The following is a 13,701-nucleotide window of genomic DNA, read 5'->3' as shown; positions in this document are numbered from 1 at the left end:
ATGGCAAAAAAACAAGAAGCAGAAAAAGAGTTAGCGGCGAAAAACGCAGAGCTACAAGGTGCTGACACTAAAGTAGTGAAAGACACTGAACAAATCGAGTCTGAAGCAGATTCAAAATTAATCGAAGACATCAAATCTACCACTTGGAGTACACCTGAAGGTGACTTTGACTGGGATTTAGATGAAAAAGCGTTCGGTAACTACAGCGACACAGAGCGTGCTAAATTAGAAGAGCAATACGCTGGAACGTTCAATCAAATCAACCAAGGTGAAATTATTGAAGGTACTGTGGTTTCGATCAACAACAAAGATGTTGTATTGAACGTAGGTTTCAAATCAGACGGCCTTGTAGCATCATCGGAGTTCCGCGACTTACCTGACTTGAAAGTTGGTGATAAAGTAGATGTGTTTGTAGAATCTCAAGAGGATGCAAACGGTCAGCTTGTATTATCACGCAAACGTGCTAAAACACAAAAATCTTGGGAAGCTATCAACGAGGCATTGGAAAACGATGCAATTATCGATGGTTTCGTTAAATCTCGTACAAAAGGTGGTTTAATTGTAGACATTAAAGGTGTAGAAGCTTTCTTACCTGGTTCACAAATCGACATCAAACCTATCCGTGATTACGACGTATACGTAGGTAAAACTATGGAATTTAAAGTGGTTAAAATTAACCATGAGTTTAAAAACGTTGTTGTATCACACAAAGTATTAATTGAGGACGACTTAGAAAACCAAAAATCTGAAATCGTTGCTAAATTAGAAAAAGGACAAGTATTGGAAGGTACTGTTAAAAACATTACAGATTTCGGTGTATTCATCGATCTAGGTGGTGTTGATGGTTTACTTCACATTACAGATATTTCTTGGGGCCGCATTGAGCATCCGAAAGAAGTATTGGCTTTAGACCAAACAATCAACGTGGTTGTATTAGATTTTGACGATGAGAAAAAACGTATCGCTTTAGGTCTTAAACAACTATCAGAGCACCCTTGGGAGTCTTTAGATACGGAACTAGCAGTAGGTTCTAAAGTAAAAGGAAAAATTGTTACCGTAGCAGACTACGGCGCATTCCTTGAAATTATCCCTGGTGTAGAAGGCTTAATTCACGTATCGGAAATGTCTTGGTCTCAAAACTTACGTTCTCCACAAGAATTCTTAAAAGTAGGGGATGAAATCGAAGCGGAAATCTTAACGTTAGACCGTGAAGAGCGTAAAATGAGCTTAGGTATCAAACAATTGACACCTGATCCTTGGAAAAACATCACAGAGCGTTACCCAATCGGGTCTAAGCAGTCTGCAGTTGTTAAAAATATGACCAACTTTGGTGTATTTGTAGAGCTAGAAGATGGTATCGATGGCTTAATCCATATCTCGGATCTTTCTTGGTCTAAGAAAATCAACCACCCTAACGAATTTACTAAAGTAGGTGAAACATTAGAGGTTGTTGTTCTGGAACTTGATGAAGAAAACCGTAAGCTTTCTTTGGGACACAAACAATTGGAAGAAAACCCTTGGGATACATTTGAAACGATCTTTACAGAAGGTTCTGTTCACGAAGGTACTGTAATCAAAGTTGGCGACAAAGGTGATATCGTTGCATTACAATATGGTGTTGAAGGCTTCTGTCCGAACAAACACTCTATCAAAGAAGACGGTAACCCATTGAAAGTAGATGAAGTTGCGGAATTCAAAATTATTGAATTTAACAAAGAGAACAAACGCTTAGTGATATCCCACTCTCGTATCTGGGAAGACCAAAAAGCAGAAGCTCGTATTGAAGAATTCAATAATCGCAAAAAAGAAGCAAAAGCTGCTAATTCAGCTGTGAAAAAAGTAAAAGACTCTGTTGAGAAATCTACATTAGGTGACTTAGACGTTCTTGCACAATTGAAACAGCAAATGGAAGGTGACGAAAAGAAATCTAAATAATTTTAGGTTATCTGTATACTTCAAAGCCCCGATTGGAAATCAATCGGGGCTTTTTTTGCATTGATGTATCCCGTTTTCAAAAAGCCATTGGTATGCTCGACGATTCCATACAGGAACTGCGTCGTGTAGCACACCATATGATGCCCGAGTCGTTGCTACGTTACGGCTTAAAGGCTTCCCTAACTGATTTCTGTGCGGCGATCCCCATCGCCGACTTTCATTATTTTGGTAATGAAACCCGCCTGTCGGAAAAAATGGAGATCATGATCTATCGTTGTATCCACGAACTGGTCAATAATGCGCTCAAACACGCCCAACCAAGTCATATCAATGTACAATTGGTGCAGGAGGAAAACCGCATATCCTTCACGGTACAAGATGACGGGATCGGGTTTGACCAAGAACAGGTCACCGAAGGCATGGGGCTACAGAATGTACGACAACGTGTGGATGCCTTCCAAGGCAAGATGAATATCTATTCGTCGGGTCAAGGTACAGCCGTATTGGTCAAAATGGCGATTGAACAAAAGCTAATATAAAATCAAAAAAAATCCCGACTTATGATAAGTCGGGACTGTCTTGATAACATCATTTCGTTATACGTCTATCTTCGCATATTTTGCATTTCGTTCGATAAATTCTCGCCGTGGCGCAACCTCATCCCCCATTAACATGGAGAAAATACGATCACACTCCGCAGCATTCTCGATAGTCACCTGACGTAGCGTACGTTGGTCGGGATCCATGGTAGTTTGCCATAACTGCTCGGCGTTCATCTCTCCTAGACCTTTATAACGCTGTACATGGACGGAATCCTCCTTTCCTGCACCTTTCAAACGTTGAATAGCAGCCAAACGTTGATCCTCGTTCCATGCGTATTCAAACTCCTTCCCTTTCTTAACCTGATAAAGCGGTGGCGTTGCAATATATACGTACCCCTTCTCTATCAACTCTTTCATATAACGGAAATAGAAAGTCAAAATCAACGTAGCAATGTGCGAACCATCGACATCGGCATCCGTCATGATAATAATTTTATGGTAACGCAGTTTATCCGTATTCAACGCTTTGGAGTCTTCTGCCGTTCCTACGCTTACACCCAGCGCCGTAAACATATTTTTTATTTCCTCGTTTTCATAAATCTTATGTTCCATGGCTTTCTCCACATTCAGAATCTTACCTCTCAACGGCATAATGGCCTGAAAACGACGGTTACGACCTTGCTTCGCCGTTCCACCCGCAGAATCTCCCTCGACAAAGAAAATCTCGCATGTTGCAGGATCGCTATCCGAACAATCTGCTAATTTCCCCGGAAGTCCAGAACCTCCCATCACTGTTTTTCGCTGCACAAGTTCACGTGCTTTGCGTGCAGCAGCACGAGCTTGAGCGGCAATGATAACTTTCTGTACAATGGTCTTTGCCTCTTTGGGGTTTTCTTCCAAGTAGATGCCCAAGATCTCCCCTACGGCCATATCCACTGCACCCATCACCTCATTATTACCCAATTTGGTTTTGGTCTGCCCTTCAAACTGCGGCTCGGCAACTTTAACCGATACGACAGCCGTTAATCCTTCACGGAAGTCATCCCCCGTAATGTCAACTTTGAGGTTTTTCAACAAACCGGATTTATCGGCATACGCTTTTAGCGTACGCGTCAATCCACGACGAAAACCAGCCACATGTGTACCACCCTCAATGGTGTTGATATTGTTAACGTAGGAGTGCACATTTTCCGAATAAGTATCATTATATTGCAAAGCAAGCTCTACGGGCACACCTTGCTTAATTCCTTCGACATAAATAGGTTCGGGAATAAGCGGTTGGCGGGTACCATCCAGGAATTTCACAAATTCACGTAGGCCACCTTCCGAAAAAAACTCATCCGACTTACGCGAGCCATCTTCATTGATCTCCCGTTCATCTATTAACGATAAGCGTACACCCTTATTCAGGAACGCTAATTCACGCAAACGATTTGCCAACGTATCATAGTTGTACGTGGTCGTCATCGTGAAAATTTCGGAATCTGGACGGAAAGTGACTATGGTTCCGGTGATATCACTTTCGCCAATTTCCTTCACATTATACAAAGGCTTACCCTTTTCATATTCTTGCTGAAAAACCTTCCCCTCCCGGTGCACGACAGCAGATAAATGGGTAGATAGCGCGTTCACACAAGAAACCCCCACCCCATGCAAACCACCAGATACTTTATAGGTATCTTTATCAAATTTACCACCAGCATGCAACACCGTCATCACCAATTCCAAAGCCGATTTGTTCTCTTTCTTGTTAATACCGGTCGGGATACCACGTCCGTTATCCTTAACAGAAATTGAATTGTCGCTGTGAATCGTAACGACAATATCCGAACAATACCCTGCTACAGCTTCGTCAATAGAGTTGTCAACCACCTCATAAACTAAATGGTGCAAACCTTTAACACCTGTATCGCCAATGTACATGGAAGGTCTCTTACGTACTGCTTCCAGACCTTCTAACACCTGAATATTATCCGCCGAGTACGTTGATGAATTCTTATTTTCTTCGCTCATGAAATTAATTTAAAATGAGTATCGTTAAACATTCAAAAATACGATTTTTTTCCCTAAAAATCAAGAGATAATATACGTGCGATAGCTCCGTATTCAAATGATGGATAACCCTAAAATATTCGTAAATACACCACTTTTTAGCGTATAATTTGCTAAGAAATAACAAAGAACTTCTAAAATTTGATTTTTTATCTTAGGTTTGTTTTCTGAAAACTATATTAGAATGAATAAACTATTTAAAACAGTATCAAACGTATCTTTAGGATTGGTGGCCATTCTGGCCGTAGCTTCCTGTAACCAAAATGCAAGCACCGGAACTGCACCTGAAACTGATTCTAGTGCATCCGTTGCGGCTGCCAACGAAGGAGAGAAAATCGTTTATATAAACGCTGATACTTTATCCGAAAAATACGAATACTATAAAGACATTAGAAGTAAACTCGAAGCGAAGGTAAAAAAGGCACAGAGTGATTTACAAAGTAAAGGCCAGGCCTTCCAGCGTGAGGTAGCCGAATATCAACAGAAAGCAGCTACCATGAGCGCTTCTGACCGTCAGGCAACAGAAGAAAGACTAGCCCGTAAACAAGATGAACTGGGACGCCTAGACCAAAATGCATCCGCATCTATTGCACAGGATGAATCAACTGAATTCAACAATGTATATAATACGATCTCGGAGTATTTGAAAAAACATGCCGAAGAAAAAGGTTATGAGTTGGTATTAACGTACTCCGTTTCCAATCCTACGGTGTTGTATGCAGAAAAGAAAAAAGATATTACCACCGAAGTGGTAGCTGCCTTGAATAAGGAATATCAAGACAAAAAAGCCAAAGAAAAGAAATAAGAAAATTCAAACAAATAAGGCTATTCTTGGAATAGCCTTATTTGTTTTTGTGATTTCTCGAATATATTGTTATCTCACTATGGTACGCACCATCTTAGATTCTACCAACGCTTCCTTTGATTGGATTGATATATCCGAGCCTACACTTGAAGATTTCGAAACACTTAGATCCAAATATCAATTACACGAAGCCTCGATTAAAGATTGTCTGCAGATCGGCCAGCTACCGAAGATAGAAGAATTCGAAAATTACCATTTTCTCATTATCCGCTCTATTCCCGCAAGGTTTGACAATTTCTCCGATACCCTAACTGAAATTACGGAACGCATATCGGTATTTTTTAGCGACAAGTTTGTGATTACTGTCCATCGCGGAAATATCGAATATCTGGAAAAACTCGCTGACAACTTTCCGTTTAATAAACTCAGTTCCAGCAAACTTTTTATCAATCATCTTACCTCGGAGGCACTGAAGACTTTTGAAAATTTAGTTATCAACAAACTAAATACGCAGCTGGACAGCTATGAAGAGATGGTGTTTTTAAACAGACGGAAAAAGGACTTCCTACGTCAGCTTTATTACATTAAACGTCAAATCGATCTTATCCGCATTATATTAACACTTTACAAGGATATCGTGGATTTCTTCCACCTGTCGGCATTCAAAAACATTTATACACAGGACTTAAAAGATATTTATGCCCGCTCGTCCACCTTATATCGCAACATCTCCGAAAATACAGCACAGCTTCTCTCTGTTTATTTCAATATAGAATCTAATCACACCAATGATATTATGCGTACCTTGACCATCATATCGGTTTTTTTCATGCCGCTTACATTCATCGTAGGCGTGTATGGCATGAACTTCAAAAATATGCCCGAACTAGAATGGTATTACGGTTATCCGGCGGTCATCTTAGCGATGGCAGTTCTCGCCGCACTCATTTATTATTGGTTCAAAAAGCGTAGATGGTTGTAATTAACGTTTTTTGGGCGTAGTAGCAATAAAGTCCTTCAGGTAGTAAGGTTCAAAATAAATAATATCCTCAAAAGCAACTTGTTGGAATTTTTGAAAAGCTAATATATCAAAAAACGAGGCCGCATTACGAAATCCTACCTCCACCTGAACCATCTCCTGACCTTGAAAAAGCGTTTCCAGTTTATCTGCCCCACTTCCAAAAAGAACATAGCCTGTATTTTCACCCCCTTCGGAAAAAGAGCTTTCATCGATAATACGAGCTGCCGTCTCTGCTATACATTCCAACTGCGCATTGTATTTGGCCATGTATACTTCCATCCGACGAGCATCGATCATCGGCACTAATATACGTGTAAACACGCTCCCATTCTGCCGGGAAACAAATCCAGAAACCATCGCTTCCAGCGTATTAACGGCAATTAATGGAATATCCAAGGCGTAACATAGTCCTTTAGCGGTTGAAACACCGATTCGGAGACCGGTATAGGAACCAGGGCCTTTGCTTATGGCTACCGCGTGCAGATCACTCCTGGTGATGGCTGCCCTTTCCAATACCTCCTCAATGAACAAGGTTAGGTTGCTCGCATGTAAATTAGGTCCGTCAGCTTCTACCGTGGCTATTGTTTTTCCATTTTTCCCGATAGCGACAGAGCATACCGGTGTTGCTGTTTCTATTTGTAAAATATACGTATTCTCTATCATAGACTTTATGGAACAGGATCATGTCCATGCCCTCCGCAAGGATGACATCTCAATATTCGTCGAATCGCCAGATACCCTCCTTTAAAAGGGCCGTATTTCAGGATAGCTTCCTTACCATATTGCGAACAGGTTGGCGTATACCGACAATTGGCCCCTAAAAATGGTGAAATGAAAAGCTGATAAAAACGGATGATAACTACGAAAAACCACTGTAGTGGCTTTTTAATCAGTTTTTCCCATAAGAATTTGAATATGCTCATCTTTCAGCTTGGCTAATACCTTTCCCATACGTTGATAGAGCATTGCATAGGGTTCCTTTTCCTTTCCCACATATTGGAATGCCACCAACAAATGTAGGGAATGTTCTTGAAGAAACTTATATAAATCTGATTTTTGCAGGCGATAAGCCTCTCTTATCCGACGTTTGAGCGCATTCCGATCTACCGCTTTTCGAAAGCGACGTTTAGAAACGGAGATTATACATTGCGCAGGAATAATATTTTGTTGTATAGGTGAGGTATACAGCCATACAACACGGTAAGGATAAACAACAAAAGAAGAACCATTACGGAAAAGACTTTCAATAAGTCTTTTACTGCATAATCGTTCTTCCTTCGTAAATGTATAGCTCATTGTGACTATTTGCCGAAACACAAGCCCGCAGGAGCCACCGACCTGTATTTATTACCCTTTGTGACGGTATTCGTCTGATACAGAAAGACGTTTTCTTCCTTTAGCTCTACGAGCAGCCAATACTCTTCTGCCGTTAGCTGTACTCATACGCTCACGGAAACCGTGCTTATTTCTTCTTTTTCTTAACGAAGGCTGAAATGTTCTTTTCATGACGCTATTATGCTTGTTTTTATATCTAAATCAATCCCTCCCTATACAAGGGAATGCAAAAGTACTGTTATTTTAGAAAAGAAGCAAATTTTACCAAAACTATTTACTCCTTAGTATATCACGAATCTCGGTCAACAACACCTCTTCTTTAGATGGTGCGGCTGGTGCGGCTGGAGCTGCTTCTTCCTTGCGTTTCAAAGAATTAATTCCCTTGATTACCAAAAAGATACAAAACGCAATAATCAGGAACTGAATAATAACATTAATAAAATTACCATACGTAATAGCAACTTCCGTCGTGCCAGCAGCCTCGTTCGCTTCCGTGATAACATACTTCATGTTGCTGAAATCCACCCCACCTGTAATGTAGCCAATAGGCGGCATGATAATATCATCCACCATGGAAGTAACAATTTTACCAAAAGCACCTCCGATTACCACACCGACTGCGAGGTCGATGACGCTTCCGCGCATGGCAAATTCCTTAAATTCTTTTAGAAATCCCATAATTTTAAATTTAAAAACAATGAATAATCAAAAATGACAATTAAATCTACAATATTCAAGAATTTCGTAATATTTTTAACACGCACATAAATCATGGATATGAGGTAGACTTTTTTTATATCATTTACTTAATTATATTTGTTCCGTCATAGCAGACAAGTACATCGCATATCGAACTTACAAAAACACCAGCATAAGCAACCCGTAAATGAAGAGAATATTAATAGCGGACGACCATAGCATTGTAAGACTAGGCGCTTCCATGATTATTAAGGAGTGCATTCCCGAAGCAGACATTCAACAGGCACAGACATACGATGAGGTGTATGATTTTTTGCACAAAGAATCTTTTGACTTACTCCTGCTGGATATTAATATGCCTGGCGGCAATAATATTAAAGTTATCAAGGAATTATTAGATATCCAGCATCAGGTGAAAATATTAGTTTTCTCATCGTATGAGGAAAGTATCTATGCGCTGCGGTATATCAATGCAGGTGCTTGCGGCTATATTAATAAGACAACCGCGATGTCCGAGCTTAAAAATGCCATAGAGAACATTATGACACGCGGAAAGTACATGTCCGAAGCTGTGAAGGAGCTTTACATACAGAAACTCACGTCGAGTAAATCCTCTTTTGACAAAGGGAACCCGTTACATAAATTATCCAATCGCGAAATGGACGTCGCGAAACATCTTACCAAAGGTCTCGGTATTTTGGAGGTTGCCAAACTGATGGAATTAAGCTCTTCCACAGTGAGCACTTACAAGAGTCGTGTTTTCGAGAAATTAAATGTGGGGAATATCCCCGAGCTTATTGAACTGTTCAACCTGCATAGTGAAGCGTAAAAAAGAGAGGTTGTTGAAAAAACAACCTCTCTTTTTTATCTCAGTTCTGCTATGGTGACCTCCGGAATATCTTTTTCGGTTGGTTCTTCCAAGTAACTTCTACGCTGAAAAACATATCCTTTTTCACTATCCAACTCCCACAATAGCGGCGATAGGAAACGAATACAATTTGCGAATCCTTGATTAGTTGCAGCAAGATTGCCCGTATCCTTCGAGTTCTTCGCTTCATTTTCAATTTCAAAAGGCCCGTCAAATCCTCGCCGATGCAAGACTGCAACAAAATCATTCCAGTCCATGTGATCTGTCCCACCAAATCCCGGAAGCATAGCTTCATAATGATGACGGTCCCAATCGTGTTGCGGAATAGTAATCCCTGCTTGCTCTGCCAAAGAAACATCTACATGTTGCATAGGATACATTCCGCCCCACTCCACACGAGCCTTCGTCTTTAAATTACGGGTCGTTTTTACGTGAATGCGTTTTAACCGGTCGATATCCATTTGCTCCATTACCTCTACCGGATCTACATTCTGCCAAATATCATGTGAAGGATCATATATTTCTCCATGTGCCTTGCTTGGGATTAATGCATACATTAATTTCCGTGCGGCCAATACAGCCGGCAGATTATTATACGTAGAGGTATAACGAGCAGAACGCCAACCTTCCATCGGACAGTTTTCGTATACAATGGTAACACCGAGGTCTTCCGCATATTTTACAATCGGTTCGAATACCCGTTTATATTCCTCTAAATTTTTCTGGAATCCATCGATTTCATTTCCAAGATCATGGTTGTACCCTACAAATGTTCCCACTTTCACATCATTTCTATCTCCTCCTAAGAGATGCGCTATTCGAATAAGACGCAATAGGTGGTTTTGATTTTTGACCCGTTGTTCTGGGTCACCTCCGATCATATTTTCAAACGCGCCTAAAGACAAACTCAATTCTGCCACATTAAACTTCTCCACAAGGCGTTTAGCGTCCTCCGGCGAAAAGCTTTCGTAATCCAAATGTGTAGCGGTATGATCTTCACGTGTCCCATCTTTTCTGAATACACATAAATCGATCCCCTGCGCCCCCACTTCTTTGGAAGTAGCTATTAATTCGTCCAAAGACAATTTATCATACGCAGAGCTCATCACCCATATGGGATTATTTAGTTTAGCCAACATATACGTCTAGATTTTAATTTTTGTTTGGGTAAATATAAATAAAAAAGACAGCATTTTTGCTGTCCTTTTAAGTGTATTTTGACCTCCATGATTAATCAACATTGTCGTGTAGAAACGAATTGTTCGGTCGAATCTCGGTCTCTCCATCATCAAATGACAAGGTAAACCGCGACACCTGCGATTGCGAAGAATGGGGCACATCTTCTAACGATTTTTGTCTACGCTTATAAGCCGGCTCATTCTCCAATTCTTGCAAACCATTGCTCGATTTCAGCTTCATGCTGAGCTCTTTCAAACGCAGTATGCGTTCTTTCGTTTTCATCAATTGGTCTTCAAAATCAATTTCCTTCTCCGATGCCGGTTCTGCTTGCGCTACAGGCTCTTCTCTTACTGTATTTATATTCTCCGCTTTTTCCGTTTCTTCCACACCTTGTGCTTCTTTATTATACACATCGAATACCGATGGCAACTTAAACTCAAACACAGAAGGAGAAGTCTTCAGCTCAAAACCTGATTCTTCAGCGGCTTCCTCTTGCTCCGGCTCTTCCAAACTCAACGTATGGCGGATTACTTCCGGTTCTTCTTTTTTCGCCACCGCAACATGAATCGGCTTTGGGGAGGTAAATAAGTCCCCTTGTGGTGTAGTAGGTGTCCCAAAAGAAAGCGTCTTATCCGTTGTATCTTGTGGAGGTTTAATGTAAGGCTGTTGTGTATCAGCAGGCTCTTCTTTCTTTATAAATTGATTTTGGACAACAGGTTTTACAAACTGTTTGGCTGTAGGTTCCGGGGTTAAGGGCAAAGCAACTTTTTCCTTTTCTTTTTCTTTGACACGCTCTTCCGCTGTCTGGAAACCTGTGGCAATGATGGTTACCGACAACTCGTCGTCCAAATTCTCATCGATACAATTACCCCAAATAAGATCCGCAGATAAGCCTGCTTTCTCCTGGATATAATCGGTAACAATAGCAACTTCATCCATCGTCACTTCATTTTTTCCGGAGGTAATATTCAGTAGAATGTAGCGTGCACCTTCAATTTCGTTATCTTTCAATAACGGTGATGCCAATGCGCCTGTTACAGCTTCAATAGCACGATTTTCACCGGTAGATATTCCATTCCCCATGATGGCCACACCACTATCATTCATAACGGTACGCACATCTTTAAAATCCACGTTCACGTAGCCTGGGATGGTAATAATTTCGGCTATACCTTTCGCCGCTGTTGTCAAAATATCATCCGCCTTCGCGAAAGCCGCCTGCATGGTAAGGTTACCAAATATCTCCCGCAAACGATCATTCGAGATAACCAAGTAAGAGTCTACATATTTACGTAGCTCTCCCATACCCTCTTCCGCCTGCGCGCGACGTCGTTTACCTTCAAATGTAAAAGGAGTAGTTACAATAGCGACCGTTAAAATACCAAGCTCCTTTGCAGCTTTTGCCAATACCGGGCTTGCCCCGGTACCGGTACCACCGCCCATACCTGCCGTAATGAAAAGCATTTTGGTATTGGTACCCAGCATACGCTTGATATCTTCAATACTTTCAATAGCTGAATTTTCACCTACGTCAGGATCCGCACCTGCACCCATTCCTTCCGTTAAGCTCGCGCCTAACTGTACCTTGTTCGGAATAGGACTCAACTCCAGTGCCTGCGCATCCGTATTGCAAACGATAAAGTCTACACCGCTAATCCCTTGCTTGTACATGTGGTTTACGGCATTGCCCCCGCCACCACCAACACCAATAACCTTAATTATTGATGATTGTTCCTTTAACATTTCAAATTGTATCGACATAAAATACCCTATTTAACTCTTGCTAAACCACTTAGAAATCCCCGATAGGTTCAACAATTCAAATGTAATAATACCGAATTCCTCACAACAGTTTTCCACATTTGTGAATTTGTGGAAAAAAGACCTGATGTGGAAAACTCACTTACTTTCTCCCAATAAATGTGTCATCATCAATTCCCGTATCGTCCTTAATAAAATCGGATAATAGCTTGGAAAACCAACTTTCCTTTTTATTCTTTTCTTCCGCGATATCTTTCACTTTCCCTCCTTTTTTGGAGACCTCTTCATGTTCTGTAGCTTCCGCTTCTTCCATAGCTTGCACACCTTTAATCAACAAGCCAATGGAGGTCGCATACATCGGGCTTTTCAATTCCTCCAATGCTTGCTTATTCAACATTTCTGTTTTTGCCAAATATTCATTAGGATAGCCGATTCTACAGTCAATCCCAGTGATATACTCTACTAATTGGACCAAATGTTTCAATTGAGCGCCCCCTCCTGTGATGACAATACCAGCAATCAATTTATCTTCATAGCCGGACGACTTGATCTCGTAGTACACGTGCTCAATAATCTCCTCCATCCTCGCCTGAATAATATAAGCTAAGTTTTTCACAGAGATTTCTTTAGCCTCACGTCCACGTATACCTGGCACGCAGATCACCTCATTATCTTTATTCTCATCAGCCAAAGCAGATCCATAACGAACTTTTAGCTGTTCCGCCTGATTACGCAATACCGAGCAACCTTGTTTAATATCTTCCGTTACAATATTCCCTCCTAATGGAATAACCGCTGTATGGCGAATAATACCTTCGTGAAAAATAGCAACATCTGTCGTACCACCACCGATATCAACTAACACGACACCAGCAGTTTTCTCCTCGTCATCCAACACAGCTTCAGATGATGCCAGAGGCTCTAACACCAGGAAAGAAATTTCTAAGTCCGAATTATCCACACAACGCTTGATATTATTTATATCAGTCACACGTCCCGAAATAATGTGAAAATTAGCTTCTACCCGGCGTCCGGCCATACCGATTGGCTCTTTAATACCCGGTTCATTATCAATGGTAAATTCCTGTGGTAATACATGGATAATTTCCTCGCCCGGAGGAAGCACCAACTTATACATATCAGAAATTAATTGCTCCACGTCAATACGGGTCACTTCATCGTAGTCACGTTTGGTTAGGATACCGCGATGTTGAATGCTTTTGATATGCTGACCGGCAATCCCTACGTTGACCACTTTGATATCCACATTGGATTGGGACTCCGCTATCGATACCGCATCCCGTATGCTACTAACCGTTCTTTGGATGTTCGCGACCACGCCGCGGTTCACACCGGAAGATTCGGCTTTCCCTACCCCCAAAAGCTCAATCTTATTGGCTCCGCTACGACGACCCACCGTAACGCAAATCTTCGTTGTTCCGATATCCAATCCTACGATGATTGGACTATCTTTTTCGTTTTCTGCTAATCTTGGCTTCATATG

At 41.2% G+C, this 13,701-nt stretch carries 14 protein-coding genes; 5 read left to right on the top strand and 9 right to left on the bottom strand.

The window, feature by feature from the left end; translation table 11 throughout:
• Positions 1–1,935: a 30S ribosomal protein S1 gene (gene rpsA / locus H8B06_RS08325; RefSeq protein WP_190993820.1), complete on the top strand. Its 1,935-nt coding sequence runs from the start codon at positions 1–3 to the stop codon at positions 1,933–1,935.
• A gap of 92 nt (positions 1,936–2,027) precedes the next feature.
• Complete coding sequence (locus H8B06_RS08320; protein ID WP_223857546.1) at positions 2,028–2,474, top strand: sensor histidine kinase; 447 nt, start codon at positions 2,028–2,030, stop codon at positions 2,472–2,474.
• A 57-nt stretch (positions 2,475–2,531) separates the two neighbouring features.
• Here H8B06_RS08320 and gyrB read toward each other — a convergent pair whose 3' ends face one another.
• A complete protein-coding gene (gyrB, locus tag H8B06_RS08315) occupies positions 2,532–4,490 on the bottom strand; it encodes a DNA topoisomerase (ATP-hydrolyzing) subunit B (RefSeq protein ID WP_190993818.1) in 1,959 nt (652 codons plus the stop codon).
• Between the two features lie 223 nt (positions 4,491–4,713).
• Between gyrB and H8B06_RS08310 the strand changes: the two genes are divergently transcribed.
• A complete protein-coding gene (locus H8B06_RS08310) occupies positions 4,714–5,334 on the top strand; it encodes an OmpH family outer membrane protein (RefSeq protein WP_190993817.1) in 621 nt (206 codons plus the stop codon).
• 79 nt (positions 5,335–5,413) lie between these two features.
• Entirely contained in the window at positions 5,414–6,316 is a 903-nt protein-coding gene (locus H8B06_RS08305) for a CorA family divalent cation transporter (protein ID WP_190993816.1), read from the top strand.
• Here H8B06_RS08305 and tsaB read toward each other — a convergent pair whose 3' ends face one another.
• The 5 genes from tsaB to mscL form a co-directional block, all read right to left on the bottom strand.
• A complete protein-coding gene (gene tsaB, locus H8B06_RS08300) occupies positions 6,317–7,018 on the bottom strand; it encodes a tRNA (adenosine(37)-N6)-threonylcarbamoyltransferase complex dimerization subunit type 1 TsaB (RefSeq protein ID WP_190993815.1) in 702 nt (233 codons plus the stop codon). It lies immediately after the preceding gene.
• A 5-nt stretch (positions 7,019–7,023) separates the two neighbouring features.
• Positions 7,024–7,278 carry a membrane protein insertion efficiency factor YidD gene (yidD, locus tag H8B06_RS08295; protein WP_190993814.1) on the bottom strand — a complete coding sequence of 85 codons (255 nt, stop codon included), beginning with the start codon at positions 7,276–7,278 and terminating at the stop codon, positions 7,024–7,026.
• On the bottom strand, positions 7,241–7,651 hold the full coding sequence (locus tag H8B06_RS08290) for a ribonuclease P protein component (protein ID WP_190993813.1): 411 nt from the start codon (positions 7,649–7,651) through the stop codon (positions 7,241–7,243). The genes yidD and H8B06_RS08290 overlap by 38 nt, the downstream gene beginning before the upstream one ends.
• 51 nt (positions 7,652–7,702) lie before the next feature.
• Entirely contained in the window at positions 7,703–7,861 is a 159-nt protein-coding gene (gene rpmH / locus H8B06_RS08285) for a 50S ribosomal protein L34 (RefSeq protein ID WP_130141329.1), read from the bottom strand.
• Between the two features lie 99 nt (positions 7,862–7,960).
• Complete coding sequence (mscL, locus tag H8B06_RS08280) at positions 7,961–8,368, bottom strand: large-conductance mechanosensitive channel protein MscL (RefSeq protein WP_130141330.1); 408 nt, start codon at positions 8,366–8,368, stop codon at positions 7,961–7,963.
• 208 nt (positions 8,369–8,576) lie between these two features.
• On the opposite strand from mscL, the gene H8B06_RS08275 reads away from it, so the two are divergent.
• Positions 8,577–9,218 (top strand): response regulator transcription factor, encoded by a 642-nt coding sequence (locus H8B06_RS08275; RefSeq protein WP_130141331.1) that lies wholly within the window; start codon positions 8,577–8,579, stop codon positions 9,216–9,218.
• Positions 9,219–9,253: 35 nt separating this feature from the next.
• Here the strand turns inward: H8B06_RS08275 and H8B06_RS08270 are convergent, their stop codons facing one another.
• The 3 genes from H8B06_RS08270 to ftsA all read right to left on the bottom strand — a co-directional run bounded on the left by H8B06_RS08270 (position 9,254) and on the right by ftsA (position 13,698).
• Positions 9,254–10,396 (bottom strand): sugar phosphate isomerase/epimerase family protein, encoded by a 1,143-nt coding sequence (locus H8B06_RS08270; RefSeq protein WP_190993812.1) that lies wholly within the window; start codon positions 10,394–10,396, stop codon positions 9,254–9,256.
• A gap of 91 nt (positions 10,397–10,487) precedes the next feature.
• Complete coding sequence (gene ftsZ / locus H8B06_RS08265) at positions 10,488–12,197, bottom strand: cell division protein FtsZ (RefSeq protein ID WP_190993811.1); 1,710 nt, start codon at positions 12,195–12,197, stop codon at positions 10,488–10,490.
• A 142-nt stretch (positions 12,198–12,339) separates the two neighbouring features.
• Positions 12,340–13,698, bottom strand: coding sequence for a cell division protein FtsA (gene ftsA / locus H8B06_RS08260; RefSeq protein WP_190993810.1), 1,359 nt, complete (start codon positions 13,696–13,698; stop codon positions 12,340–12,342).
• Between the last annotated feature and the right edge of the window lie 3 nt (positions 13,699–13,701).

The organism is Sphingobacterium micropteri (assembly GCF_014692515.1).
Taxonomy (GTDB): domain Bacteria; phylum Bacteroidota; class Bacteroidia; order Sphingobacteriales; family Sphingobacteriaceae; genus Sphingobacterium; species Sphingobacterium micropteri.
The sequence above is the reverse complement of the archived record's forward strand: the minus strand, read 5'-3'. Positions and strand labels throughout refer to the sequence as shown.

What these genes read in the sequence shown, in the direction of transcription:
- tsaB (WP_190993815.1), bottom strand. Translation starts at nt 7,018, where the DNA reads ATGATAGAGAATACGTATATTTTACAAATAGAAACAGCAACACCGGTA.
- H8B06_RS08270 (WP_190993812.1), bottom strand. Translation starts at nt 10,396, where the DNA reads ATGTTGGCTAAACTAAATAATCCCATATGGGTGATGAGCTCTGCGTAT.
- H8B06_RS08310 (WP_190993817.1), top strand. Translation starts at nt 4,714, where the DNA reads ATGAATAAACTATTTAAAACAGTATCAAACGTATCTTTAGGATTGGTG.
- gyrB (WP_190993818.1), bottom strand. Translation starts at nt 4,490, where the DNA reads ATGAGCGAAGAAAATAAGAATTCATCAACGTACTCGGCGGATAATATT.
- rpsA (WP_190993820.1), top strand. Translation starts at nt 1, where the DNA reads ATGGCAAAAAAACAAGAAGCAGAAAAAGAGTTAGCGGCGAAAAACGCA.
- yidD (WP_190993814.1), bottom strand. Translation starts at nt 7,278, where the DNA reads ATGAGCATATTCAAATTCTTATGGGAAAAACTGATTAAAAAGCCACTA.
- H8B06_RS08320 (WP_223857546.1), top strand. Translation starts at nt 2,028, where the DNA reads ATGCTCGACGATTCCATACAGGAACTGCGTCGTGTAGCACACCATATG.
- ftsA (WP_190993810.1), bottom strand. Translation starts at nt 13,698, where the DNA reads ATGAAGCCAAGATTAGCAGAAAACGAAAAAGATAGTCCAATCATCGTA.
- H8B06_RS08290 (WP_190993813.1), bottom strand. Translation starts at nt 7,651, where the DNA reads ATGAGCTATACATTTACGAAGGAAGAACGATTATGCAGTAAAAGACTT.
- mscL (WP_130141330.1), bottom strand. Translation starts at nt 8,368, where the DNA reads ATGGGATTTCTAAAAGAATTTAAGGAATTTGCCATGCGCGGAAGCGTC.
- ftsZ (WP_190993811.1), bottom strand. Translation starts at nt 12,197, where the DNA reads ATGTCGATACAATTTGAAATGTTAAAGGAACAATCATCAATAATTAAG.
- H8B06_RS08275 (WP_130141331.1), top strand. Translation starts at nt 8,577, where the DNA reads ATGAAGAGAATATTAATAGCGGACGACCATAGCATTGTAAGACTAGGC.
- rpmH (WP_130141329.1), bottom strand. Translation starts at nt 7,861, where the DNA reads ATGAAAAGAACATTTCAGCCTTCGTTAAGAAAAAGAAGAAATAAGCAC.
- H8B06_RS08305 (WP_190993816.1), top strand. Translation starts at nt 5,414, where the DNA reads ATGGTACGCACCATCTTAGATTCTACCAACGCTTCCTTTGATTGGATT.